At 61.7% G+C, this 24,310-nt stretch carries 22 protein-coding genes; 11 read left to right on the top strand and 11 right to left on the bottom strand.

Annotated features, from left to right (window positions below; genetic code table 11):
- Positions 1-128: 128 nt before the first annotated feature.
- Both NXC14_RS29610 and NXC14_RS29605 read left to right on the top strand, forming a co-directional pair.
- Positions 129-1,139: a Gfo/Idh/MocA family oxidoreductase gene (locus NXC14_RS29610; RefSeq protein ID WP_085781583.1), complete on the top strand. Its 1,011-nt coding sequence runs from the start codon at positions 129-131 to the stop codon at positions 1,137-1,139.
- A gap of 10 nt (positions 1,140-1,149) precedes the next feature.
- Positions 1,150-2,244, top strand: coding sequence for a Gfo/Idh/MocA family oxidoreductase (locus NXC14_RS29605; RefSeq protein ID WP_085781582.1), 1,095 nt, complete (start codon positions 1,150-1,152; stop codon positions 2,242-2,244).
- Between the two features lie 4 nt (positions 2,245-2,248).
- Here the strand turns inward: NXC14_RS29605 and NXC14_RS29600 are convergent, their stop codons facing one another.
- Positions 2,249-2,758: a GNAT family N-acetyltransferase gene (locus NXC14_RS29600; protein WP_085781581.1), complete on the bottom strand. Its 510-nt coding sequence runs from the start codon at positions 2,756-2,758 to the stop codon at positions 2,249-2,251.
- A gap of 141 nt (positions 2,759-2,899) precedes the next feature.
- Here NXC14_RS29600 and NXC14_RS29595 point away from each other — a divergent pair, with 141 nt between their 5' ends.
- Complete coding sequence (locus tag NXC14_RS29595; protein ID WP_085781580.1) at positions 2,900-3,292, top strand: VOC family protein; 393 nt, start codon at positions 2,900-2,902, stop codon at positions 3,290-3,292.
- A gap of 47 nt (positions 3,293-3,339) precedes the next feature.
- Here the strand turns inward: NXC14_RS29595 and NXC14_RS29590 are convergent, their stop codons facing one another.
- A complete protein-coding gene (locus tag NXC14_RS29590; protein ID WP_085781579.1) occupies positions 3,340-4,260 on the bottom strand; it encodes a helix-turn-helix domain-containing protein in 921 nt (306 codons plus the stop codon).
- A gap of 86 nt (positions 4,261-4,346) precedes the next feature.
- On the opposite strand from NXC14_RS29590, the gene NXC14_RS29585 reads away from it, so the two are divergent.
- The 5 genes from NXC14_RS29585 (at position 4,347) to NXC14_RS29565 (ending at position 10,549) form a co-directional block, all read left to right on the top strand.
- The gene (locus NXC14_RS29585) at positions 4,347-5,621 is read left to right on the top strand and encodes an extracellular solute-binding protein (RefSeq protein ID WP_085781578.1); all 1,275 of its coding nucleotides are present in this window, start codon (positions 4,347-4,349) and stop codon (positions 5,619-5,621) included.
- 86 nt (positions 5,622-5,707) lie between these two features.
- Positions 5,708-6,568, top strand: a complete 861-nt coding sequence (locus NXC14_RS29580; protein ID WP_085781577.1) for a sugar ABC transporter permease — start codon at positions 5,708-5,710, stop codon at positions 6,566-6,568.
- Positions 6,565-7,401 (top strand): carbohydrate ABC transporter permease, encoded by an 837-nt coding sequence (locus tag NXC14_RS29575; RefSeq protein WP_085781576.1) that lies wholly within the window; start codon positions 6,565-6,567, stop codon positions 7,399-7,401. Before NXC14_RS29580 ends, NXC14_RS29575 begins: the two co-directional genes overlap by 4 nt.
- Before the next feature lie 25 nt (positions 7,402-7,426).
- On the top strand, positions 7,427-8,509 hold the full coding sequence (gene ugpC / locus NXC14_RS29570; protein WP_085781575.1) for a sn-glycerol-3-phosphate ABC transporter ATP-binding protein UgpC: 1,083 nt from the start codon (positions 7,427-7,429) through the stop codon (positions 8,507-8,509).
- A gap of 36 nt (positions 8,510-8,545) precedes the next feature.
- Positions 8,546-10,549, top strand: a complete 2,004-nt coding sequence (locus NXC14_RS29565) for an aldo/keto reductase (RefSeq protein WP_085781574.1) — start codon at positions 8,546-8,548, stop codon at positions 10,547-10,549.
- A 45-nt stretch (positions 10,550-10,594) separates the two neighbouring features.
- On the opposite strand, the gene cydX is transcribed toward NXC14_RS29565, so the two are convergent.
- The 7 genes from cydX to NXC14_RS29530 all read right to left on the bottom strand — a co-directional run bounded on the left by cydX (position 10,595) and on the right by NXC14_RS29530 (position 18,436).
- A complete protein-coding gene (gene cydX, locus NXC14_RS29560) occupies positions 10,595-10,717 on the bottom strand; it encodes a cytochrome bd-I oxidase subunit CydX (RefSeq protein WP_085781573.1) in 123 nt (40 codons plus the stop codon).
- Positions 10,718-10,730: 13 nt separating this feature from the next.
- Positions 10,731-11,885, bottom strand: coding sequence for a cytochrome d ubiquinol oxidase subunit II (gene cydB, locus NXC14_RS29555; protein WP_085781572.1), 1,155 nt, complete (start codon positions 11,883-11,885; stop codon positions 10,731-10,733).
- Positions 11,886-11,891: 6 nt separating this feature from the next.
- Positions 11,892-13,472, bottom strand: coding sequence for a cytochrome ubiquinol oxidase subunit I (locus tag NXC14_RS29550; protein WP_085781571.1), 1,581 nt, complete (start codon positions 13,470-13,472; stop codon positions 11,892-11,894).
- 77 nt (positions 13,473-13,549) lie between these two features.
- Complete coding sequence (locus NXC14_RS29545; protein WP_085781570.1) at positions 13,550-15,241, bottom strand: ATP-binding cassette domain-containing protein; 1,692 nt, start codon at positions 15,239-15,241, stop codon at positions 13,550-13,552.
- Positions 15,238-16,965, bottom strand: coding sequence for a thiol reductant ABC exporter subunit CydD (cydD, locus tag NXC14_RS29540; RefSeq protein WP_085781569.1), 1,728 nt, complete (start codon positions 16,963-16,965; stop codon positions 15,238-15,240). Before cydD ends, NXC14_RS29545 begins: the two co-directional genes overlap by 4 nt.
- Positions 16,966-16,969: 4 nt before the next feature.
- A complete protein-coding gene (locus NXC14_RS29535) occupies positions 16,970-17,548 on the bottom strand; it encodes a GbsR/MarR family transcriptional regulator (protein ID WP_085781568.1) in 579 nt (192 codons plus the stop codon).
- 288 nt (positions 17,549-17,836) lie between these two features.
- Positions 17,837-18,436, bottom strand: coding sequence for a HupE/UreJ family protein (locus NXC14_RS29530; RefSeq protein WP_085781567.1), 600 nt, complete (start codon positions 18,434-18,436; stop codon positions 17,837-17,839).
- A gap of 269 nt (positions 18,437-18,705) precedes the next feature.
- Here NXC14_RS29530 and NXC14_RS29525 point away from each other — a divergent pair, with 269 nt between their 5' ends.
- Positions 18,706-19,737 (top strand): hydroxyacid dehydrogenase, encoded by a 1,032-nt coding sequence (locus NXC14_RS29525; protein WP_085781566.1) that lies wholly within the window; start codon positions 18,706-18,708, stop codon positions 19,735-19,737.
- Positions 19,738-19,791: 54 nt separating this feature from the next.
- On the opposite strand, the gene NXC14_RS29520 is transcribed toward NXC14_RS29525, so the two are convergent.
- Positions 19,792-20,805, bottom strand: coding sequence for a Tim44 domain-containing protein (locus NXC14_RS29520; protein ID WP_085781565.1), 1,014 nt, complete (start codon positions 20,803-20,805; stop codon positions 19,792-19,794).
- Positions 20,806-20,889: 84 nt separating this feature from the next.
- Complete coding sequence (locus NXC14_RS29515) at positions 20,890-21,348, bottom strand: YbaK/EbsC family protein (RefSeq protein WP_085781564.1); 459 nt, start codon at positions 21,346-21,348, stop codon at positions 20,890-20,892.
- Positions 21,349-21,597: 249 nt separating this feature from the next.
- On the opposite strand from NXC14_RS29515, the gene NXC14_RS29510 reads away from it, so the two are divergent.
- Both NXC14_RS29510 and NXC14_RS29505 read left to right on the top strand, forming a co-directional pair.
- Positions 21,598-22,944, top strand: coding sequence for an extracellular solute-binding protein (locus tag NXC14_RS29510; protein WP_085781563.1), 1,347 nt, complete (start codon positions 21,598-21,600; stop codon positions 22,942-22,944).
- A 64-nt stretch (positions 22,945-23,008) separates the two neighbouring features.
- Complete coding sequence (locus tag NXC14_RS29505; protein WP_085781562.1) at positions 23,009-24,310, top strand: sugar ABC transporter permease; 1,302 nt, start codon at positions 23,009-23,011, stop codon at positions 24,308-24,310.

The raw sequence follows: 24,310 nt of genomic DNA, 5'->3' as shown, positions 1-24,310 counted from the left end.
TACGAACACTGGCGATTTCACCCCCCAGCTTGCCTTGACAGGAGCCTGCTTTCGTTATCTGTTTTGGCCGATATGGAGGATGCCGGCACCAGCCGGCCGCACGAAAATCCCGGGAGGATATTGCAGCGATGTTGAGATTTGCCGTCGTCGGAATCGACCATGGGCATACGTTCGATCACGTGAAGGGACTGCTCGCCGCAGGCGGCGAGTTCGTTGGCTATTGCCCGCAGACCTCCGTGCCGGCATTGCGGGAAGCCTTCGAGAAGACCTATCCCGATGCGCCGCAGATCGACCGGGAGAAACTGTTCGACGATCCCTCGATTGATGTCATCTGCATTTCCGCCATTCCGCGTGACCGGGCCGGACTCGCCATCCGCGCGATGAAAGCGGGCAAGGACGTGATGACCGACAAGCCGGGTGTGACGACCTTTGCCCAGCTCGAGGAGGTTAAGCGCACCGTTGCCGAGACCGGCAAGATCTTCTCCATCTGCTTTTCCGAGCGCCATTGTGTGCGCTCCGCCGTCAAGGCCGGCAAGCTGGTTAAGGAAGGTGCGATCGGCAAGGTCATTCAGACGCTCGGCGTCGGTCCGCACCGGCTGCAGCTGCCGACCCGACCCGATTGGTTCTTCGATCCGGAATATTTCGGCGGCATCATCGTCGACATCGCCTCGCACCAGGTCGATCAGTTCCTGTTCTATACCGGCTCGACCTCGGGCGAAGTCATCGCCAGCTCGATCGGTAATTTCGGCATGCCCGATAAACCCGCCTTCCAGGATTTCGGGGAGGTGCTGCTGCGCTCCGACAAGGCGGCCGGCTATGTCCGCGTCGACTGGTTCACCCCGGAGGCGCTCCCGACCTGGGGCGACGGCCGCCTCACCATCCTCGGTACGGAGGGTTATATCGAGCTGCGCAAATATATCGATATTGCCGGTAGGCCGGGCAAGGATCACCTCTTCCTCGTCAATGGCAAGGAAATGACCCATATCGATTGCAGCAGTGAGAAGCTCGATTATTTCGACGCGTTCACCGCCGATGTCGCAAACCGCACGCAAACGGCGATGACGCAGGATCACGTTTTCGAAGTCTGCCGGCTTTCGCTCGAAGCCCAGACGAAAGCCGCGCGCATCGGCGCTCGCTGAGGAGGATATCATGGCCAGAAAATTACGCGTCGGCGTTATCGGCGCGGGTATTGCCGCGCGGCACCTGACGGGCTTCGGCTGGAACAAAGATCTTTTCGAGGTTCCCGTCCTTTGCTCGCTGGACGAGGATCGCGGCCGGGCGCTGTGCGACGAATTCGCCATTGCGGAATATACGCAGGATGCGGATTCGCTGTTTGCCCGGAACGATCTCGACATCATCGACATTTCGACGCCACCGAGCTCGCATTTCGAACTCTGCCGCAAGGGAATCGAATCCGGCAAGCATGTGATTTGCGAGAAGCCGCTCTTCGGCTCGATTGCCGAAGTCGATGAGATGGGCCGCATCCTCGCCCGCTTCCCGGGCAGGAAGCTGATGCCGATCTTTCAGTATCGCTACGGCTCCGGCCTGCAGAAGCTGAAACTGCTGATCGAGCAGGGCCTTGCCGGCAAGCCGTTCCTGACGACGATCGAGACCCATTGGTGGCGCGGGCCGGATTATTACGCCGTGCCGTGGCGCGGCAAATGGGCGAGCGAACTCGGCGGCGGCCTTCTCGGCCACGCGATCCATGCCCATGACATGCTGAATTATGTGCACGGTCCCTGCGCCGAAGTATTTTCCTATGGGGCGACGCTGGTCAATCCGATCGAGGTCGAGGATACGGCCGCCCTCTCGGTGAGAATGCAGAATGGCTCGCTGGCGACGCTGTCGATGACGCTCGGCTCGCGCAAGGAAATCTCACGGCTGCGTTTCTGCTTCAGCGATCTCGTCGCCGAGAGCATCCTCGAACCCTATACGATGGGCCGCGATCCCTGGGTCTTTACCGCCGGAACCGAAGAGCACCAGGCGCGGGTCGATGCGGCGCTCGCCGCCTATGTGCCGGGCGAGGATGGTTATACCCGCCAGTTCGAGCTTTTCCACAGGGCGATCGTCGAGGACACGGAACCGCCGGTGACGTTGCAGGATGCCCGCAATTCGCTGGAGCTGGTGACGGCCGCTTATTTCTCCCAGCGCACCGGCCGGCCGACGCCGATGCCGATTGCCGCCGATCATCCGCTCTATCGCTCCTGGCTCCCGGAAGAACAGCGTAGGTCCGACGGCCTCTGAACGATTACGCGGTGGATGCCGGGCGGCGCTTGGCATCCACCCTGAAACGCTTCTTGATCCGATCGACCGGCGTTCCGTCCAAAAGCGGGACCTGAATGAGCCGGTCATAAGGCTCAAAGCCCATCTTTGTGTAATAGGCAAGACCTCCGACATTGTCGGCACGAATGGTCGCATTGATGAATTCAAGCCCGAGTTCCTCGGCTGCTGCCAGCGTCGCCGGAAAAAGGGCGCTGCCGACGCCGGAAATTTTGGGGTTCATGCGGGCAAATGTCGCGATATCGGCATAACCTCTCGGTGGATCGCCATAGAGACTCAACGACTGGAAGCCGGCAAGCGACCGATCATGCTCCGCGACATGACAGATAAGGGGGAACTCGCCGTCGATGAACCAATCCGCGAATTCCGCAGCCGTCAACGGCGTCTCGAGTGCGGTTGTTCCGCCGGCCAGAATGAGTTTGTTCAGGAGACTGCACAGTTCCTCCGAGTCGGCGGATACCGCCCTTCGAATATGCATATGGTTCTGACCCGTTTTTACTCCCACCGTACAGGTGACGTCCACAGAGCACAACCGACTGCCTCGTCGACTGCCGTCAACGCCCTTCGATCCTCCTTGAAAGCCTTGGACCTTTTGCAATCCTAACCGAGAGAAGCACCCATGCTGAAATCCTTCGAACATGTCGGCATGACGGTCAGTGACATGGACCGCTCCGTCGATTTTTACTGCAGTCTGCTCGGCCTGCGCCTGCATCTGCGCAAGAGGATGGCCGATGGCGCCGAGATCGCCTTTCTCGATGCCGGCGGCGGCATGCTGGAAATTTTCGCGCCGGCAGAAGGCGCGGCGAGGGCGGTCGACGTGCCGGACGGTGCGGCCGGCCTGCGCCACCTGACCTTCCTGTTCGAAAATGTCGAGGGGACCTTCGCTCGTCTGGAAAAGGCCGGCGTCGCGATCAAGGAGCGGCCGCGTCTGGCAATCAACACCGAGGTTCTGCACAAAGTCGCCTTCGTTCGTGATCCCGATGGCATCCAGATAGAGCTCGCCGAGAGGTAGCTCAGCGTTTGGAGCCGCCGATTACGGTCACCGAGGCGAAACATGCGTTAGTTGCGGAAGGCGCCGGCGGGCATCGTCGTCACCAGGCGGATGTCGCGACGGAAATCGGACGGCGACATGCCTGCGATGTGGCGGAAGGATTTGTTGAAGGCGCTGATCGAGCCGAAACCGCTGTCCATCGCCACCTGCAGAACATTGGCGCCTTCGCTCATCAGCATTGCCTGGGCGCGAGAGAGCCTGAGCAGCGTCACATATTTGCTGAGCGTCATGCCTGTCGATCGCTTGAAAAGATTCATGGCATATTTCGGATGCAGATCCGCGGCGCGAGCGATATCGACCGAATCGATGTCCTGGAGGAAATTGGCGGCGATGAAATCGCACATGCGCGCGACGCTTCGCGAGGAGTTGGGATGCAGCTGATCGCCTTCCAGGCTGGCGGTCGTCTTCGATGTCGTCATCGAATAGGGTTCGAATGCGATACGCTCGATGCGCAGCAGCAATTCGTCGACAGCGTGCTGGGCCTTGGCGGAATCACCGGAATTGGCATAGCGAAACCAGCGAGCGAAGTTTTCGTTATCAGCAGCGTCCGTTGCCGAGGTCAGCAACGTCTCACCTTTCATAAGACGACTGGAAATGCTGATCGGCAGGCGCAGCCGGAAGAAATAGACAAGCGGCAGGTGAGCACCGGCATAGAGCGAATCATCTGACGATTCGTCCATCTGATGCGGCTGCCCACCCCAAAACAGGCACATATCACCGGCGTTCAGCCGAAACGCGTGATCGTTCATGCGGTAATGCACACTTCCGCGCATGACATAGTTGATCTCGACCTGCGCGTGCCAGTGCGGCATGGCCATGACAGGCGGGTGCGCGTGAAACATCTGCAGTGCCGTCGGCGAACCCTCGATGCTGCTGGCGCCGGGCTGATAGATTGCGCGCGTGCCGACCTTACTTTCCGCCAAATCCATATTCCCTTTTTAGGAGACAGCCGCTCCCTTGCGGATAGTCTAACCGCGTTCGTGAAAGATCGGCAATTGAAAAGGGAGGATTTTCAATGCGCTTCAAACTTCTCGCTGCGACCGCAGCTGTCGCACTGCTTGCTTCCGGCTCGGCCTTCGCTGAGTCGGCCAATCTCACAATCTGGAGCTGGAATGTCGCCGCATCGGCGTTGAAATCCACGCTTCCCGGCTTCAACAAACAATTTCCCGATATCAAGGTCACCGTCGAAGATCTTGGCAACAGCCAGGTTTTCGACAAGACGCTCGCAGCCTGCGCTGCCGGCGGCGACGGCTTGCCCGACATTGTCAGCATCGAAAATTTCGAGGCTGAAATCTTCTGGAGCCGTTTTCCGGATTGCTTCGCCAATCTGAAGGAGCTCGGCTACACGGCCGATATCCAGGCGAAGTTCCCCGACTTCAAGCGCACCGAACTTGAGGTCGGCGATGTCGCCTATGCCATGCCGTGGGATTCCGGTCCCGTCGCCGTCTTCTACCGCCGCGACATGTACGAAAAGGCCGGCGTCGATCCGAGCACGATCAGCACCTGGGACGATTTCATCGCCGCCGGCAAGAAGATTTCTGCCGCCAATCCCGGCGTCGTCATGGCACAGGCCGATTTCAACGGCGACAGCGAATGGTTCCGCATGATCGCCAATGAACAGGGCTGCGGTTATTTCTCGACCGACGGCCAGAACATCACCATCAACCAGCCGGCCTGCGTCGCCGCGCTGCAGAAGGTGAAGGAGATGAAGGATGCAGGCACGCTGACCGCAGCCAACTGGGACGAGAAGATTCAGGCCAACACTGCCGGCAAGGCCGCAAGCCAGCTCTATGGCGGCTGGTATGAAGGCACGGTGCGCTCGACCTCACCCGATCTCAAGGGCAAGTGGGGCGTCTACAGAATGCCGAGCCTAACGGCCGACGGCCCGCATGCCGCCAATCTCGGCGGCTCGTCGCTCGCCATTTCAGCGACCTCCGCCAACAAGGAAGCCGCCTGGACGTTCGTCAACTACGCCCTCGGGACGAATGAAGGCCAGGTCACCATGCTGAAGGAATTCGGTCTGGTCCCGTCGCTGCTGTCTGCCGAGAAGGATCCTTTCGTCAACGAGCCGCAGCCCTATTGGGGCGGCCAGAAGGTCTGGGCCGACATTCTCGCGACCCTGCCGAAGATCGTGCCGAGCCGCGGCACCGCCTTCCAAAGTGATGCCGAAGGCATCTTCAAGGCAACGCAGGCGAAATTCTTCGCCGGCGGCTATCCCGATGCGAAGGCGGCTCTCGACGATGCCGCCAAGCAGATCGCTTCCGCAACCGGACTTCCGATCGCGCAATGAATGACGATGCCGGGCGCTTCCGCGCCCGGCATTTCACCCGCCTGCAGCGCGGCCCGTCATTCATTCGTTCGTGAGGAGGAGGCTCGATGCCGTTCAGAACCCGGAGCGCCTATGCGTTCCTCGCCCCCTATCTGCTTGTTTTCGCCACCTTCTGGGTCTGGCCGATCATCGACTCGTTCCTGATTTCCTTTCAGAACACGCGCATCAATCCGTGGAAATACAGTTTCCAGGCCAATTGGGGCCGGCTCTTCTACGACCCTGCCTTCTATAACGCTCTCTACAACACGCTGATCATCCTGGTGATCCAGGTGCCTGTGATGATCGCGCTGGCGACCGTCATGGCCGTGCTGCTCAATTCGCCGCTTCTGAAAGCGCGCCCGCTTTTCCGTTTCGCCTTCTTTGCCCCCGTTGTCGTCGGCGAGGTCGCCTACGCAGCCGTGTTCCGGCTGATGTTCAGCCTTGATTTCGGCATCATCAACAAGATGATTTCGGCGGTCGGCTTCAGCCCGATCTCCTGGTTCGACAACGCCAATGCCGCGATGGCGGTGATCATCCTCGCCGTCACTTGGCGCTGGGCCGGCTATAACGCCATCATCATCCTGGCCGGCCTGCAGGCCATCCCCGACGATGTCTATGAGGCCGCGACGCTCGACCGGGTGAGCAAGACACAGCAATTCTTCCACATCACCCTGCCGCTCTTGAAGCCGATCATCCTCTTCTGCGTCGTGCTCTCGGTGATCGGCACGATGCAGCTCTTTACCGAACCCTTCCTCATCACCAATCGCGGTGGTCCGGGCGGCGGCACCGAGACACTCGGCCTCTTCCTCTACCGCCAGGGTTTCACCTCGCTGAACTTCGGTTATGCCTCGGCGATCGCCTATACGATGGCAGCTCTCGCCGTGGTGATCTCCTTTTTCAATCTCTGGATCGGGAGGGACCCGAAATGAGATCCAAGTCGCAATCCCTTCTCGTCCGTCAGATCGCGCTGCACGCTGCGCTGGCGCCGCTGGCGCTGATCTGGCTGTTTCCGCTGTGGATGATGTTCGTCTTCTCGACAATGCCCGACAACGGCATCTTCAATCCCGAGATCGTGCTGTGGCCTTCGACCAATTTCGTCGAGAATTTCAAAAATCTGCAGGCAGATACCGATTTCATCGGCGCAATGGTAATCTCTATCGGCGTGGCGCTTATCTATACCGTGCTTTCGGTGATGCTGACCTCGATGGCCGGCTGGGCGCTCGCGCGTTATCGTTTTGTCGGCCGGTCCGTTGTCATCGCCATCATCCTCGGCACGATCACGCTGCCCTTCTCCGTGGTGGTCATACCGCAATTCATCATGGTGGCGCGCGAGTTCAAGCTGGCAAACACCTGGGTGGCACTGATCGTGCCGCCGCTTTTCAATTCGCTCGGCGTCTTATTCATGCGACAGTCCTTCTCGATGATGCCGGGCGAGCTCTTCGATGCGGCCCGCGTCGAGGGCGTCAAGGAATGGCAGATCTTCCTGCGCATCGCCCTTCCGCTGGCGCGCCCGACCATGGCGGCATTGGCGATCATTCTCTTCCTGCATTCGTGGAACAATTACCTCTGGCCGCTGCTCATCAATTCCAGACCGGGGATGATGACGGCGCCGGTGGCATTGGGAACGCTGATCGGCCTCACCAAAGTGTCCTGGGGTGGCATCATGGCCGGCGCGGTGCTGCTGACTGCGCCGATCCTCGTCGTCTTCGTGGCGCTCCAGCGCCATTTCATCGCCGGCATCGCGGCCGGCGCAATCAAGTAATCGGGCAAGTAATCGGGGAAGCCGAATGGCAGAGCTTTCACTTACCAACATCGTCAAACGCTTCGGCGGCTTTGAGATCATCCATGGCGCCAATCTGGAGGTGAAGGACGGCGAATTCGTCGTCTTCGTCGGCCCTTCCGGCTGCGGCAAGTCCACGCTGCTGCGGATGATCGCCGGCCTTGAGGATATTACATCGGGCGAGCTTCGGATCGGTGGCAAGCTCGTCAATGACGTCGAGCCGGCAGATCGCGGCATCGCCATGGTCTTCCAGTCCTATGCGCTCTATCCGCATCTGACGGTCGAGGAGAACTTGAGTTTTGGTTTGCGCATGAACGGCAACCCGAAGGCCGATACCGAGCGGCGCGTGAGCCATGTCGCCGATATCCTGCAGATCACCGAACTGATGAAACGGCGGCCGAAGCAGCTTTCCGGCGGCCAACGCCAGCGCGTTGCCATCGGCCGTGCCATCGTTCGAGAGCCCGAAGTCTTCCTGTTCGACGAACCGCTATCGAACCTCGATGCCGAACTGCGCGTGCAGATGCGCGTCGAGATATCAAGGCTGCACAAACAGCTCGGCACGACGATGATCTATGTCACCCACGACCAGACCGAGGCGATGACGCTTGCCGACCGCATCGTCGTGCTGCGCGGCGGCAATATCGAGCAGATCGGCGCACCGCTCGACCTCTATGACGACCCGGCCAACCAGTTCGTCGCTGGCTTCGTCGGCTCGCCGAAGATGAATTTCCTGAAAGCCGCGGTCGTCGAGGCGCAGCCGGGCCGGGCGGTTATCGCGCTGGAGAGCAATCCGGAGACGCGCCTGCCGCTGTGCATCGCCGATCCCATCGAAACCGGCTCGAAAGTGACCCTCGGCATCCGGCCCGAACATTTCGTCGATGGGGGTGCTGGCGATACCGATCTTACCGTTGCCATCGATGTCGCCGAACACCTCGGCAATACCAGCTACATCTATGCCGCCGTCGGCGACGAACAACTGATCATTGAGCGGCCTGAATCGCGCACCTCAGGTAATCGAGAGACGCTGACCGTCGGCCTTCCCGCCAACCGCACATTCCTTTTCGACGGCGCCGGCAAACGGCTCCGCTGAACCAATCCCAAGGCAGAAAGACGAAAGAGGATTTCCATGACTTCCGATCAACCGATCCGCTGGGGCATCATCGGCCCCGGCACCATCGCTCGCACCTTTGCCGATGGCGTTGCCCATTCGCGCACCGGCAAACTGGTCGCAATTGCCACCCGCAATCCTTCCAAGCCAGGACTTGCCGAAAACTTCCCAGGCGCCCGCATCGTCGATGGTTACGAGGCGCTGCTTTCCGACCCCGAGGTCGATGCCGTCTATATTTCCGTGCCCCATACCGGCCATGCCGAATGGGCGATCAAGGCGGCGCGCGCCGGCAAGCACATCCTTGTGGAAAAGCCGATCGCGCTTTCGGCCTATGATGCCGAAGCCGTTTACTACGAAGCCAAGAAAGCCGGGGTCTTTGCGGGCGAAGCTTTCATGTACCGGGTGCATCCGCAGACGGAAAAGCTGGTTCAGCTCATCAAGAGCGGCGTCATCGGCACAATCCGCATCATCCGCTCGAGCTTCGGCTTCAACATGGGCAGCTATAAGCCGGAGCATCGGCTTTTCGCCAATGATACTGCCGGCGGCGGCATTCTCGACGTCGGCGGCTATCCTGTTTCCATGGCACGATTGATCGCCGGCGCCGCGGAGGGCAAGGCCTTCCTCGAACCGGAAAAGGTGTCGGGCGTCGCCCATCTTGGAGAGAGCGGCGTCGACGAATGGGCGTCGGCCGTGCTCAAGTTCCCGAACGAGATCATCGCCGAAGTCTCCTGCTCGATCATGGCGCAGCAGGACAATGTGCTGCGCATCATCGGCTCCGAGGGCCGGATCGAGGTCGCTGACTTCTGGTTCGCCTCCGGCCACAAGGGCGGCGTCGGCAAGATTGAAGTCTTCAAGGGCGGCAGCCGAGAAACGATCGAAGTCCGGGAAGAGCGCTGGCTCTATTCCTTCGAGGCGGATGCCGCGGGCGATGCGATCCGGGCCGGCAGGACCGAGTTCAGCACTCCCGGCATGAGCTGGACCGATTCGATCGCAAACCTGCGCGTGCTCGACCAGTGGCGCGCCTCGGTCGGTCTTGAATACGGCGTCGAGAAGGCTGCAAACCGAACAGCCAACATTGCAGGCGGCACTGTCAAGCGGGGCAACAGCATCCCGCAGCGCCAGATTCCGGGCATCTCGAAGCCCGCTTCGGTCGTGACTCTCGGCTTCGAGTTCTTCCCGAACTTCGCCGCCGCCTCGCTGACGCTCGATGCTTTCTACGAGGCGGGCGGCAACGCCTTCGACACGGCCTTTGTCTATGGCGCCGGCAAAACGGAGGCAATCTTCGGCGACTGGCACACCAGCCGCAAGGTGCCGCGCGAGGAGATCGTGCTGATCGGCAAGGGCGCGCACTCGCCGCTCTGCTACCCGGACATGATCGCAAAGCAGCTCGACCAGTCGCTCGCCCGGCTGAAGACCGACTATGTCGACATCTATTTCATGCATCGCGACAACACCGATATACCCGTCGGCGAGTTCGTGGATGCCATGGATGCCGAGGTCAAACGCGGCCGTATCCGCGGCATCTTCGGCGGTTCGAACTGGACGCGGGCGCGTTTCGACGAGGCGATCGCCTACGCCGACAAGACCGGCAAGGCGGCGCCGGCAGCGCTTTCCAACAATTTCTCGCTCGCCGAGATGCTCGATCCGATCTGGGCCGGCTGCGTCGCCGCCTCCGACGACGATTGGAAGACGTGGCTGAACGAGAAGCAGATTCCGAATTTCGCCTGGTCCAGCCAGGGCCGCGGCTTCTTTACCGACCGCGCCGGCCGCGACAAGAAGGATGATGAGGAGATCGTTCGCGTCTGGTATTCGGAGCGCAATTTCGGACGCCGCGACCGCGCCATCGAGCTCGCCAACAAGCTCGGCCGCAGCCCGATCCATATCGCGCTCGCCTATGTCATCGCCCAGCCTTTCCCGGTCATTCCATTGATCGGGCCGCGCACGATTGCCGAATTGGAGGACAGCCTCTCGGCGCTCGACATCAAGCTGACGCCCGATCAGGTGAAGTGGCTGGAAGGCTGATGAACGAGGGGAGGGGCGCGGCTTCGGACCGCGCCCCTTTCATGTCTACTTCTGCGCCTCTGACGCCTTCTTTCTGGCGGCATCGTCCATCAGCTCGTACCACATGGCGTTGAGGACGGCGAAGGCGGCTGCCAGCGGCAGGCCAAGGATCCATGCGAAATACCACATCGTTTCGTCTCCCTCAGTAAGCGTGACTGTTCTTGTCGGTGACGGACTTCTCGTCGACCTTGCCCCACAAAACCTTGTAGACCCAGGCGGTGTAGGCAAAGATGATCGGCAGGAAAATTACCGACACGACGAGCATGATGAACAGCGTCATATGGCTGGAGGATGCATCCCAGACCGTCAGGCTCGATCGCGGATCGAGCGAGGAGGGCAGGATGAACGGGAACATCGAGAGACCGACCGTCGAAATGATGCCAAAGATCGCGACTTTGCTGAAGAGCAGCGTCATCACCTCGCGCCTTGCCCGCATGGCGATGAAGGCCAATGCCGCACCGGCAAAGCCGAGGACGGGTGCCAGGATCATCCAGGAATGGGCGGTGTAATTGGCAAGCCAGGCGCTCTTTTCGATCACCACCGTTTTCAGCAGCGGATTGGAAGGTCCGATCGGGCTGATATCGCTGGTGATACGGTAGCCGCCGACACCGAACCACAGGAAGAGGCCCCCGAGGGCAAACAGCAAGATCGCGGCAAGGGCGGCGATGCTGCCATAACTCCTCGCCCGTTCCGCAACCGGCCCGCGCGCCTTCAGCACCAGCCAGGCCGCGCCATGCATGGTCAGCATGGCGACGGAGAGCAGGCCGCAGAGCAACGCATAGGGGTTGAGCAAGGCAAAGAACGAGCCTTCGTAGAAAATCCGCATATCGTCGGCGAAGCGGAAGGGCACGCCCTGCAGCACATTGCCGACGGCGACGCCGAAGATCAGCGCCGGCACGAAGCCGCCGATGAAGAGCGCCCAGTCCCAGCCGTTGCGCCAGCGCGAACTGTCCCGCTTTGACCGATATTTGAAACCCACCGGACGAAGAATGAGCGCTAGGAGGATCGCAAACATCGCGAGATAAAAGCCCGAGAAGGAGACTGCATAAAGCGGCGGCCATGCGGCGAAGATGGCGCCGCCACCGAGGATCAGCCAGACCTGGTTGCCTTCCCAGGTGGCGCCGATCGTGTTGATCGCCACGCGCCGTTCCGTATCGGTCCTGGCGACGAAAGGCAGCAGCGTGCCGACGCCAAGGTCGAAGCCACCTGTCGTCGCAAAGGCGATCAGCAGCACGCCGAGCAGCAGCCACCAGATGACGCGCAGGGTTTCATAATCGATGAGTTCGTGAAGGATCATAGCAGGTCACTCCGCGGCCGGGACGAGGGTTTCGGAAATCAGGACGGCTTCCGGCTCGTCGTCCGGCTCCGGTCCCTGGCGGATCGCCTTGATCATCAGCCTCATCTCGATGACGATCAGCACCGTGTAAAGCGCGGCAAAACCGATGATCGTCAAAAGCACGGTGCCTGCGCCGAGGCTGGAGACGGCCGCCGCCGTCGGCAGCACGCCTTCGATCACCCAGGGCTGGCGGCCAAATTCGGCAACCACCCAGCCAAGCTCGATGGCGACCCAGGGGAGGGGAATCGCTAGAACGGCAATCCTCAGAAGCAGCGGATACTTGTCGAGATGGCGCCGCGCCGACAGCCAGAAAAAGGTTGATGTCAGCAGGATGAAGAAGATGCCGAGGCCGACCATGATGCGGAAGGACCAGAAGAGCGTCGGCACGTGCGGGATGGTATCGCGCGCCGCCTGAGCGATTTGCGCGTCGGTCGCCTGACGCGGATCGTCGACATAGCGCTTCAGAAGAAGGGCGTAACCGAGATCGTGGCCGAGATCCTCGAAGGAAGTGCGGACTTCCTGCGCCACCTGATCCTGTGCGGGTGCGGCGCGGATCTGCATCAGCGCGTCGTAAGCCTTGATGCCGTCGCGGATGCGGGTTTCGGCCTGCTGTTCGAGCTTGTCGATACCGGGAATCTCTGTTGTCAGCGACCGCGTGCCGATCAGACCCATGACCCAGGGGATATGCGCGGCGAAATGTGTTTCACGTGCTTCCTGATCCGGGAAACCGAAGGCGGTGAAGGCGGCCGGAGCCGGCTCGGTCTTCCACATGCCTTCGATGGCGGCAAGCTTCATCTTCTGGTTCTCGGTCGCGAGATAACCGCTCTCGTCGCCAAGCACGACCACCGACAGCGCCGAGGCAAGGCCGAAGGATGCCGCCACCGTCATCGAGCGCTTGGCCAGTTCGATGTGCCGGCCCTTGATCACATACCAGGCCGAGACGCCGAGCACGAAGATCGAAGCGCAGACGTAACCCGCCGACACCGTATGGACGAATTTCGCCTGGGCGACCGGGTTGAAGACGACGTCGAAGAAGCTTGTTATCTCCATACGCATCGTCTGCGGATTGAGCGCCGATCCCACCGGGTTCTGCATCCAGCCGTTGGCGATGAGGATCCAAAGTGCGGAAAAGTTAGAGCCGAGCGCCACCGCCCACGTAGCGACGAGGTGGCCGACCTTCGACAGCTTGTCCCAGCCGAAGAAGAACAGTCCGACGAAGGTCGCCTCGAGGAAGAAGGCCATCAGGCCCTCGATCGCCAGCGGCGCGCCGAAGATGTCGCCGACATAGTAACTGTAATAGCTCCAGTTCATGCCGAACTGGAATTCCATGACGATACCGGTGGCCACGCCGAGCACGAAATTGATGCCGAACAGCGTCCCCCAGAATTTCGTCATCTGCCGCCAGATCTGGCGGCCAGTCATGACATAGACGGTTTCCATGATCGCCAGCAGCACGGAAAGGCCGAGCGTCAGCGGCACGAACAGGAAGTGGTAAAGCGCCGTCAGCGCGAATTGGAAGCGCGATAGCGCGACGATATCTAATTCCATTGTCTTTCTCCCACGGTCCCACGGGGTACGGAGCGTTCCTCAGCGCCGGCTGGCGCCTGAGGGCATGCGGGTCTGGCTCAATCCGGCCGAAGCCGGTCGAGCGCCTTTTCGAACGCCGCCTCTCCGCGGCGCGAAATCTCTGAAATGCGGCCGCCTTCGATGACGGCGATGCAGTCTGCAATCGCGGCCTCGCGGCGGATATGGGTCGCGATGACAAGCGAGCGGCCCGCTGCCATCGCCGACAGGCGCTGGAGCACATCGCGGGCGGTGGCGCCGTCGAGGCCTTCGGTCGGCTCGTCTAGCAGCCAGAGCGGCGTATCGCGCAGGAAAAGCCGGGCAAGCGCCAGCCGGCGCGATTGGCCGCCGGAAAGGCCGAGGCCGCCTTCGCCGAGCCGCGTCTCAAGCCCTTGCGGCATGGCATCGACATCGGCCAGCAGGCCGGCGGCGGCGAGCGCATCGTGCAGATGGGCCCTGCTCGCATCCGGATCGGCAAGAAGCAGATTGCCGCGCAGACTATCCTCGAAGAGTTCCGTCCGTTGCGTCAGCAGGGTCGCCGTCACTGCGGCGACGGTTCCCGACCTCGCCTGCAATTCGCCGGAAAGCAGAGCCAGCAGGCTTGATTTGCCCGCGCCGCTCGCGCCGATGACTGCCAGCCGTTCGCCCTGCCGTAGCGCAAGCTTGATGCTCTCAAGAGCAGGCACCGCGGAATTTTCATGGAAGGCGGACGCGCCAGCAAGTGCAAAGGCATATCCGGGCATCGGTAGCGCCAATGGCTCCGTTGCCGCCGCGGCGGCAAGCCTTGGCGAGATGCGTCTCGCTGCCAGCAGCGTCCGGCCGAGTTCCAGGGCGCCGCGACGCAGCGCCGCGAAGGGTTCGACGGCCGCCAAGGCGACGAGCAGGCCGAGGGCCGCGACAGGCGCGGTGATCGCCTTCGTCTCTCCAAGCGCCGCCACGGCAAGCAACGAAGCCGTCAGCAGCAAGGCCGAGACGAGGCCGAAGCCGAAGGCCAGACCGGTTTCGACGCGATTCAGCCCGTCATCGGCATGAGCGGCATAGCTGTCGGCAGCAGCAATCGCGCTCCTCTGGGCCTCAAGCCGGCCGGCCATCAGCAGGTCGGTCTGGCCGGCGACGAGATCGATCGTCCGAGAGCGCAGGGCCTCGATGCCATGGGCGCGCCGGCGGGCATGCTTGCGCGCCGCGCGGCCGCCGATCCATGGCAGGCCGAGGCCGGCGCCGGCGAGAAAGAGGCCGAAGGATAGGCCGAACAAGGGATGCATCAGCCCCAGCACCACGCTCGCAGCCAGTGCTGCGCCGATTGCGACGGCGGCCGGCACGAGAATGCGGAGATAGAGGGAATCGAGCGCATCGATATCGGCCGTCAGCCGGAAGAGCAACCGCGCGGGGCAGCGCAAGAGAGCCCGGGCGGCACCCGGTTCGGCAAAGCCGCGAAACAGCCTCTCGCGGAGCGCGGCGAGCACACCGAGCGTCGCCTCATGGGTGGCAAGTCTTTCACCGTAGCGAGCCGCTGTCCTGATGATGGCGAGCAGGCGGATGGCGGCAGCCGGCGCAAAGACGTCGAAGGTCATGGCAGCCACGGCCGAAAGGCCGGCAAGCGAGGTGGCTGTGATGAACCAACCGGACAGGCCCAGCAGTGCAATGCCCGCCGTCACCGTCGCTGCCGAAAGCGCAGCACCGAGCAGCAGCGCGCGCCGGCGCTCGGCAAAGAACAGAATGAGGATCGGTCTGATGTCTGCAACAAGGAAACTCATTCGGCGGCCTCCCTCATGACGAAATCGGTGTCGATGCGGACAGTTCGATGCATGCGAGCAGCAAGCTGCGGATCGTGTGTCGCAACGACGAGGGTACGGCCCCGTGCGAGCGCAAGCAGGCTCTCTGCCACATCAGCCGCGGTGGCGGCGTCGAGATGGGCGGTCGGCTCGTCGGCCAGAATGATCTCCAGATGCGGATTGCAGGCCGCGCGCGCGATCGCAAGCCGCAGCGCCTCGCCGCCGGAAAGCCCGATCCCGCCTTCTCCGAGCGGCCGGCTGCCATAGGCGTCGGCCACCTTTCCGAGGCTGACGGCATCGAGCGCGTCCGCCACATTGCCGCGTGAGATGCCGGGCCTTCCGAGCGCAATATTGGCCGCGACGGTGCCGGCAAAGATATGCGGCTTCTGGCCGATCCATGCCATCGCACCCCTCAGGATGGCGGCAGTTTCATCCCGAAGTTCGATGCCGCCGACGACGATGCGGCCGCCACATGGCGCCAGCCCTGATATCAGCGAAAGAAGCGTCGACTTGCCGCAACCGCTGGCGCCGAGCAGCGCCAGATGTTCACCGGCAGCGATTTTTAGGTTGAAGCCGTCGAGGACAAGCGGCTCGTCGGCGCCGTAACGGAAGGCAAGATTTTCGAGGTAGATGTCAGGAGCCTTGCCGCCAGCGGTTAACACTGCCTCAGCCGCCCCGGCGATCGGCAAAGCATCGGCGGCAAGCCCATCCAGGGCCTTCAGCGCCGATTCACCGGCCGCCCGGTCATGCCAAACGGCCGAGAGTTCACGCAGCGGCTCGAAGAAGGCGGGCGCGAGCAGCAGGATGAACAAGCCGTCCTCCAGATCGAGCCGGCCTGACCAGGTTCCGAAGCGGATTTCGCCGAGCAGGCTGAAGCCGACATAGACGGCTATCATCGCCACGCCGAGGGCGGCGAAAAGCTCGAGCACCGCCGAGGACAGAAAGGCGACCTTCAGCACGGACATGGTGCGCGCGCGCAGCAATTCCGCCTCGTGACGCAGCCGCCCGGCCGTTGCATCGACTGCGTCGAGCGCGCGGATCGTCGTCAGTCCGCGCAGCCGATCGAGCAGGAAGCAGTTGAGACCGCCGGTTGCGACAAGCTGTCTTTCGCTTGCCGCCTGGGCGCGCCAACCGATCAGCGCCATGAAGATGGGGATCAGCGGCGCGGCAAGCAGCAGGACCAGAGCGGCGACCCAGGAGACCGGCATGATAAAGACAAGGATGACGAACGGCACAAGGCTCGCCTTGATGCGTGCCGGCTGGAAGCGCGCGAGATAGAGCACGATGAGTTCGGCCTGTTCGCCGATGACGCTTGCGGCTTTGCCTGATGCCGGCCGGCCGCGGTCGGTCGGCGACGATTGGGAAAGGGCAGCGACAGCGAGTTGGCGCTTGCGAGTGAGTTCCGTGCGTGCGGCCCGGAAGGCCAGACGGCCGCCAGCCGCCTCCAGACAGCTTTTTATCAATCCAAGGGCGAGGATGCCGAAGGCCAGCCAAAGCACGTTGTGCAGCCCGCCGCCATCGGCAATACGATCGACCGACACGGCCAGCAATCCCGCCTGCGGGATCCAGAAGGCGGCGGCCAGCGCCTGCAGCATCGCCGCATTGCGCAACTGGCCTTTTCCCGCGTCGGAGTGCGACGATAGCGGCTCGCAATTGCGCGGCCGGATTTCCACTTCGTTTGTCGCGTCGAAGAAAGCAGTGCCCATGGCGCTAACTCTTGTTCGCAGGATTCGGCCGGCGGGCTCGGCCGAGCGAGACGACCCGGTCCTTGGCCTCCAGAAGCTTTGTCACTTTCGCGCCAAGCGAGAGTAACGTTGCGAGCCTTTCCGTTTCAAGTTGTTTCACATCTTCATACCAATGGGTCAGTTGTTCGATCAGCGTGTGCATCTCGCCCATGCGCTCCTGGGCATAGCGCTCGGCTTCGCTGGCAGGGCGCTGCATCAGGATCTCGCGCAGAACCGACAGCGTCGGATCGACTTCCCGCTTCTTTCGCTCCTCGGCGAGCGTCCGCAATATCTGCCAGACATCATCCGGCGTGGTGAAGAAATCGCGGCGGTCATCCGGCTTGTGCTTGAGCAGGACGAGGTTCCAGGCCTGCAATTCACGCAGGCTCATCGACACGTTGGACCGCGAGATGCCGAGAGAATCGGCGATCTCTTCCGCGCAAAGCGGTGCAGGGGAGACGAAGAGCAGGGCGTAGATCTGGCCGACTGTGCGGTTGATCCCCCAGCGCGAGCCCATTTCGCCGAAATGGAGAACAAAGGACTGGACAAGAGGCGGAAGATTCATGGTCGTTTCCGTGTCGTCTGTGATTTCAGAAATTTCTGAAACTACTATACAGACTTTCGGACCCGGCCGACAATCTGCAAGACGGCCCTGCGTCAATTTGGATGCCCGTCGGTTCGTTGATCATGCACCATATATAGCCTGCCCCGGCGCCGATGGATTTGACTTAAATCAAGTCTGTAGCAATTTGCGAGGCGACGAAAAAACGCCCGGCAAGGTGTTGCCGGGCGTTTGGTGACTGCGATATCAGGTGCGGCCGCCCCTGCGGGGCCGGCTGGGATGGCGTCAGGCTCAGATCAAGCCGGACAGGAGGCCGACGCCGGCGAGGGCAGCAATGCTGCCGGCCGTGCGCGTCACCAACACGCCTTGACGTTTGCCGGCGTGCCCGACGGCGTAGCCAAGCGCGAGGCCAGCGGCGTGCAACAGTGCCGTGGCGACCATGAAACCGGCGGCATAGGCGCCGCCCGCAGCATTTTCCGGCATTTCAGCGCCGTGCGCATGACCATGGAAAATGGCGAAAAGGCCGATGATACCGGCCGCTGCGGCGAGCGGCGCCTTGACATTGAACGCCACAACGGCGCCAAGCACGACGACTGAAAGCGCGATACCGGTTTCAACAAAGGGAACATTGATACCGGAGACGCCAAGGAGACCGCCGAGTGCCATCACCAGAACGAAGGTCGTCGGCACAAGCCATACGGCGCGGCCGCCGAGCTGAAAGGCGAAAATGCCGACCATCACCATGGCGAGGATATGATCGAGGCCGGATATCGGATGGGCAAAGCCATGGCTGAAACCCGCCGCTTCGCCGATCGCGGGATGGGCGGAGGCGACGGCAGGAAGCGCGATGCCGGCCAAAGCCAGCAAGCTGCTCTTGAATGCTGATTTCATTGCTCGATCCCCTCTTAAGTTTTCCGGTATGTGGCGGCGGCCAGCAAAGACGTGCGCGCAGGCTAGTTCAAGGAATTTATGTCGTCAACGAAAACTCTAAGGAATAGCAAGGCAATTCAATTGCTTATCTGATAGGCAAATGCCGCTTTCGACAGCGTCGCCGCTTCCACCCGATGTAGCGAAGCATCACGAACTGGAAAGCGTTTCGCACAGAAGCTATCAATCGAAGAGCCGAGGCGGCGCCTACCGCCGCGATGGAGGAGATGTCCATGACGAATGCCGAACGACCGCTGGCGATCAGCGCGCCCGAGCCGCGCACGCTCGACCTGATCTTCAGCGACAAGGCGCGCACCGAACTGCATGCGAAATACGAGATCGTCGAAGCCGATCCGGAGAATATCGCCGGTCTCGGCGACGAAATCCTCGGCCGGGCCCGCTACATCATCGGTCAGCCGCCGCTTTCGGCCGAAACGCTCGCCAGAATGCCGGCTCTGCGCTCGATCCTCAACGTCGAAAGCAATCTTCTGAACAACATGCCCTATGACCTGCTCTTCGAGCGCGGTATCCATGTCGTGACGACAGGCCAGGTCTTTGCCGAGCCGGTCGCCGAAATCGGGCTCGGCTTTGCGCTGGCACTGGCGCGCGGGATCATCGATGCTGACGTCGCCTTTCGCGAAGGCAGCGAGCTTTGGGGCGGGGAGGGCAATGCAGGTGCGCGGCTGATCGCCGGTTCCGAGATCGGCATCGTCGGCTTCGGCGATCTCGGCAAGGCGCTGCGCCGGGTCCTTTCCGGCTTCAGAGCGCGCATCAGGGTGTTCGATCCCTGGCTGCCGCGCTCGATCCTCGAGGAAAACGGCGTCGAACCTGCGAGCCTTGAAGATGTGCTGACGAAGAGCGATTTCGTCTTCGTCGTCGCGGCCGTCACCAGTGAAAACAAGGGTTTTCTTGGCGCTGACGCCTTTGCCAGCATGCGCAGGAGCGCCGCCTTGATCCTGCTCAGCCGCGCCGACGTCGTCGATTTTGATGCGCTGATGGCGGCCGTGGCGTCCGGCCATATCCTTGCGGCGAGCGACGTCTACCCCGAGGAGCCACTGCCGTCTGATCATCCGGTACGCAGCCTGAAAGGCTTCATCCGCTCGGCGCACCGGGCCGGAGCGCTCGACAGCGCCTTCAAGAAGATGGGCGACATGGTACTGGAAGACATGAACCTGATGGATCGCGGTCTGCCGCCGATGCGCTGCAAGCGGGCCGAACGCGAGACCGTCTCCCGCATGCGCTCCAAGCCGGTGGCAGTGAATTAGAAATGCCGCCCAAGCTGGTTGTCAGCTTGGTGGCATCCATAGCGGCTGGTTTTTTTAGGCGGCGCGCTGGCCGGTGCCCTGAATCGCAGCGAGCTTCCAATCCGCGCCCGGCTTGCGCACGAAGGTCCAGATTTCGATGCTTTCACTCGGACGGCGGTCGTCGCCGGAAACGACACGACCGCTGTCGCGTTCGACCATGGCATCGATGGAGGAATAACGCATGGCAAGCGTCGCATATTCCTGGCCGTTCTCGCGCCAGGCCTCGGCAATATCGCCCTGCAGCAGCCTGACGTCGGAGACACGATTGCGCACGCCGTTGGTGGCGTTTTCTCCCAGTTCCTCGGCCAGGTAGGACATGGCCTCGGGCGTCGTCAGCCGGCGCAACGTGCTGTAGTCTTCGGCGCCGTAAGCGGTCTGCACCTTAGTCAGCAACTCCTCGAACTGGTCGAGATCCGACTGGGTCAGCCCGATCTCGTCGCTCGGGTGATCGCGGCGCGACTGCCCGCCGTAACCGGCGCCCGAGCCGATCGCCGGAATCTGGAACGACGAATTGTTCGTGGGCGCCATGTTGAAGGACTGGCCGGCGGACCGGCTCTGGCCGCCGATGCCGTAAGAGGGCTGGCGGCGGTTGGCGAAATAGCGCATGGCGAACATGATGGCGCCGCCGATCAAGGCAATCTGCAGCAGCATGCCGAGGAAGCCGAAACCGCCGCCGAAACCATGGCCGAGCAGCATGCCGAGAAGGCCGCCGGCGATCAGGCCGCCGATCATCGAACGGCCGAAGCCATTGAAGAAACCCGGGCGCTGCTGGGCGTAGCCGGGCTGCTGCGTGCCATAGGGGGCGGTCGTTTGCGGGCGCGGCGTCATCGAGCGTTCAATGGGGGCAGCCGGGGCAGGCGCCGTGCGGGTAACCGGAGGCGCGCTGAAAGTACGGGTGCCACGGCTTCCGAACCCGCCGAAGCCGCCGGCGCGGCGCGCATCGGCATCGCTGATCGTGGCAAAAACGGTAGCGCTCGTCAGTACGGCAATGGCCGCCATCTTGGCAAAACGCGAAACGGTACTCGGCATTCCTGGTCTCCTGTCATGCACAATCACGGCATGTCGGGATAGAATATAGGTCGTCTTTCTTCTGTTTGAAGTTTTTCGGCCGCTTTATTGGCAGACGTCGACCCAGCTGGCGCCGGTCAGCTCGGCCAGCCTTCCTGTGGCGATGCGCACGGCCGAATTGGTCGAGCCGGCCGCCGGCACCACTTCATCGAAGCGTTTCAGCGAAATATCGCAATAAATAGGCAGCGGTGAGGGCAGGCCGAACGGGCAGACACCGCCGACGGGATGGCTGGTGACCGCCATGACCTCTTCGGCATCGAGCATGCGCCCCTTGGCCCCGAAAGTGTCCTTGAACTTGCGATTATCGAGCCGTGCCGTACCGCCGGCAACGACCAGCATCATCTGCTCGCCGACGCGCAGGCATATCGTCTTGGCGATTTGGGCGGGCTCAACGCCATGGGCTTCGGCGGCAAGCGCCACCGTCGAGGAGCTCTCGGCGGTTTCGATGATTTCGATGTCGGGTGCGTGGGTGCCGAAGAAGGCGCGGACGGATTCAAGGCTCATGGGTGGGATGCTAGACCAGGAAAGGCGCAATTTGAAGCATAAAAGATGCTCGCCGAACACCGCCGCTTGCAAGTGCCGCGGACATCGTCATAATAATTTTGCACACGTGCTCAATTTTGTCATTCGGCCGTTACAACAAGCCCATAGAGCGGGACTCGTCACGTTTTCGCGGGCTTTCGAAACGGTCGTCAACACCAGTGATGACCCGTCAAAGAGGCCTCACACTGCTCTTCTGGGGAGATGAAGAAGATGACCATTTTGCCGACGTTGAAATCCCTTACTATCGCGGCTGCCATCCTGGCCTCGACCTCCGTATTCGCACTTGCCAAGGACGTCACCATCAGCGTCTGGGCCGGCGGCACCGGCCCGAACGACGTCTATCGTCTCGATGCCATCGAGATCGCGGCTCAGCAGTTGCAGCGCGAAGCCGCGCTCAAGGGCGAAGATCTGAAAATCACCGTCGAGAAGAAGCCCTATAGCGCCTGGGAAGACTTCAAACAGGCCTTGACCCTTGCCGCAGAAGCAAAGACCGCCCCGAACATCGTCGTCAGCGGCCATGAGGACATCGCGCCTTGGTCGCAATCCGGCCTGATCGTTCCGATCGAGGATTATGTCGACCTCGATTCCTGGCCGCTCAACGGCATCTACGAAAATCTTCTGAAGATCGCCTCCTACAACGGCACCGTCTACGGCATCCCGCAGGATGCCGAATCCCGACCGATGTTCTTCTGGAAGCCTTACATGAAGGCGATCGGCTACAGCGACGCCGATCTCGACGCCCTGCCTCAGAACGTGCAGGACGGCAAGTATACGATGAAGAACCTGCTCGAAGACGCCAAGAAGATGCAGGACAAAGGCCTCGTCCAGCCCGGCTACGGCTTTTATCCGCGCACCAGCAACGGTCCGGATTACTGGCAGTTCTACACCAGCTTCGGCGGCACGATGGAAGAAGGTGGCAAGCTCGTTTTCGACAAGGCCGCGATGACACGCACTTATCAGTTCTTTGCCGACGCCGTTAAAGCAGGCGTCACCAAGAAGAACCACATCGGCATGCCGGGCGACCAGTGGTGGAAGGAAGTCGCCACCGGCAAGGCCGGCATCTGGGACGGCGGCACCTGGCACTATGCCCGTCTCGTCAACCAGGAAGGCCTCAAGGATTTCTTCGGAAACGTGATCTTCACGCTGATACCGGCTGGCGAAGGTGGCAAGGCCAATACGCTGACGCATCCGCTCGTCTATCTCCTGACCGCAGGTCACAGCCAGGATGATACGGAGATCGCTGCCCAGCTGGTCAAGATCGCCTCTGAGCCCCGCACCAATGCGTTGCATGCGGTCAAATCGGCCCATCTCGGCATTTCCGAGGCGGAGTCCCAGGTCGATTTCTATTCCGCCGACCGCTGGACCCGCGAAGCCACCGAACGCCTGCTGCCGCATGCCAACGCGATGCCGAACAATTCCGATTTCGGCACCTATTGGAACATCATGTGGAAGAACCTCGAAGCTTCCTGGACCGGCGCCAAGGCAGTCGACGCCGCAGTCGGCGACGCCGAAAGCGAGCTGAAAAGCACGCTCGGCGACAAGATCGTCATCCGCTAAGATCGAAGCGTCCCTCCGGGCGGCGGCGACCCGCCGCCCGATCGATCCCTTCGAGGAGGCTTCCATGAAATCGTCCAGAACGCTCGGCCTGGTGATGATCGCGCCTGCGGCGATTATGATCGTGCTTTTCTTCCTGATGCCGGTCGTTCTGACGGCAGTCTTTTCTATGACGAACATGACCACGGCGACCGGCATTTCAGGAGGTGTCTATCAGATCGCACCCAATTCGTTGATCACGCTGAAATCGGTAATGCCGGAGATCGCGGCCGAGTTGGCCGAGCCGCGCTACACGATCGACGAAGCCGGCCTCAAGGCCGTGGAGAGCCTCGGCCTTGCGCCTGCGATCGCGGCTGAGTTGCGCGCCAAGCACGCCGGCGAGGTCTTTGCGACGCGGCGCGAGGCCGAACGTATGATCAAGGATCTTGCCGAACGACCTTCGACGCGCGAGGTCAAACAGATCTCCGAACAGTTCAACCGCTCCGTCCTCAATACGCGCTTCGACAGCAAGGAACAGCTGTTTTCGTCGCTGGACGGACTGGGGTTCAAGCTGACGCCGGAGCAGAAGGAAACCGTCGCCAAGACCACCTATACCGGCTGGACCTGGACGACCGACAATTTCTCACGCATGACCAGATCGCCCGACATGGCGCGTGTGCTTTTCAATACCGTGCTCTATGTCGCGCTAGTATTGATGCTCTTCAACGTCGGTTATGCTCTGCTGCTTGCCATCTGGACGCATTACATGCCTGCGACGCCGGCCTCGATCTTTCGCGGCATCTGGCTCCTGCCGCGCATCACGCCCGTCGTCATCTACGTCATGTTGTGGAAGTGGCTCGCCTGGGACAGCGGCTTCATCTCCATCCTGATGGGCAAGTTCGGCTACCCCCCGAAGAACTATCTGCTCGATACCGCCTATAATGCCTGGTTTTTCGTCGTGCTGATCAACGGCTTCATCGGCGCCTCGATGGGCATGCTGGTGTTCTCGTCGGCGATGCAGGCCATCCCGAAGAGCCAGTTCTATGCGAGCGAGGTCGACGGCGCCTCACGCTGGCAGCAGATCCGCTACATCATCCTGCCCCAGATGCGCTGGCCGATCCTCTTCGTCACCTGCTATCAGACGCTGTCGCTGCTCGCCTCCTTCAATGAAATCCTGCTCGCCACCAATGGCGGGCCGGGCAACGCGACCGAGGTCTGGGCGCTCTCCGCCTATCACACCGCGCTCAGGAATTATGCCGGCAATCTCGAATACGGGCTGGGAGCCGCCATGGCGCTGGTGCTCGTCGTCATTGGCGTGATGCTGTCGCTCCTCTATCTGCGAGTCTTCAACTACCGCACGCTTGTCGCCAAGCCCCTGATCGAGGATTGA

Origin of the sequence: Rhizobium sp. NXC14 (assembly GCF_002117485.1) — a bacterium.
Lineage (GTDB): Bacteria > Pseudomonadota > Alphaproteobacteria > Rhizobiales > Rhizobiaceae > Rhizobium.
This window is presented reverse-complemented; position numbering and strand designations above follow the sequence as displayed.